Annotated in this window: 1 protein-coding gene; it reads left to right on the top strand. The window is 41.5% G+C overall.

Annotated elements, in window-relative coordinates; all coding sequences use genetic code 11:
• Positions 1–996, top strand: a 996-nt coding sequence (locus VP395_RS15775) for a hypothetical protein (RefSeq protein WP_346242990.1), incomplete at both ends; no start/stop codon positions are given.

Genomic DNA, 996 nt, shown 5'->3' with positions numbered 1-996 from the left:
CGCTCCAAACAGAATTGGACGCGACCCAGACCGGAGCGGGATTGAATGCCGATGGTACCTACACAGCGAATACAAGTGCCAATTACATTTCAGGATCCACGTCATTACAGGATGCGGATAATGCTTTGGATGCCCAAGCAAAAGCTAATGCCGATGCTATTAACTCAATAAACACACTTGGTGACGGAAATATATACTTAGGAAATTCAAGTAATTTAGCAGCCGAAGTAACCCTTACAGGTGATGTAACCATAAACAATGCAGGTGTTACTACTATTGGAGCAGATAAAGTAACTACAGCCAAAATATTAAATTCAAATGTAACTTACGGAAAGATTCAAGATGTTGCTAGTGGAAAAGTTTTAGGGAGAGTGACAGCAGGTACTGGGACAGTGGAAGAAATTTCTACCACAGGTACTGGAGATGTTGTAAGAGCTAATGCACCCACCTTTTCAGGAACAGTAACAGCAAGTACTATATCAGCTACAACAGTTTCTGCAACTAATTTACTGGGTAATATTTTAACTGCTTCACAACCATCAATTACTACTGTAGGTACATTGACATCTTTAAGTGTGAATGGCACTTCAACTTTAACTGGGGTAGCAACTTTAGCTTCTCAACCAATACTATCAACATTAACAGCTTCCCTACCTGTGTTTACTGATTCAAGTAAAGGATTGGTTTCAAACCCAATAACAGGGACAGGCAATGTGGTAATGTCTAATAACCCAACATTAACGGGGACACCATTGGCACCAACTGCAACAGCGGGAACTAATACCACACAAATAGCAACAACTGCTTTTGTGGCAGCGGCAAATTCAACGAATGCTAATTTAACAGGTCCAATAACAAGTGTTGGAAATGCAACTTCGGTAGCATCTCAAACAGGAACAGGTTCTACGTTTGTTATGAACACTTCGCCAACATTAGCGGGGACACCATTGGCGCCAACGGCAACAGCGGGAACTAATACCACACAAATAGCAACAA

The sequence above is a fragment of the Mariniflexile soesokkakense genome (genome assembly GCF_039650365.1).
Taxonomy (GTDB): Bacteria; Bacteroidota; Bacteroidia; order Flavobacteriales; family Flavobacteriaceae; genus Mariniflexile; species Mariniflexile soesokkakense.
The sequence above is the reverse complement of the archived record's forward strand: the minus strand, read 5'-3'. Positions and strand labels throughout refer to the sequence as shown.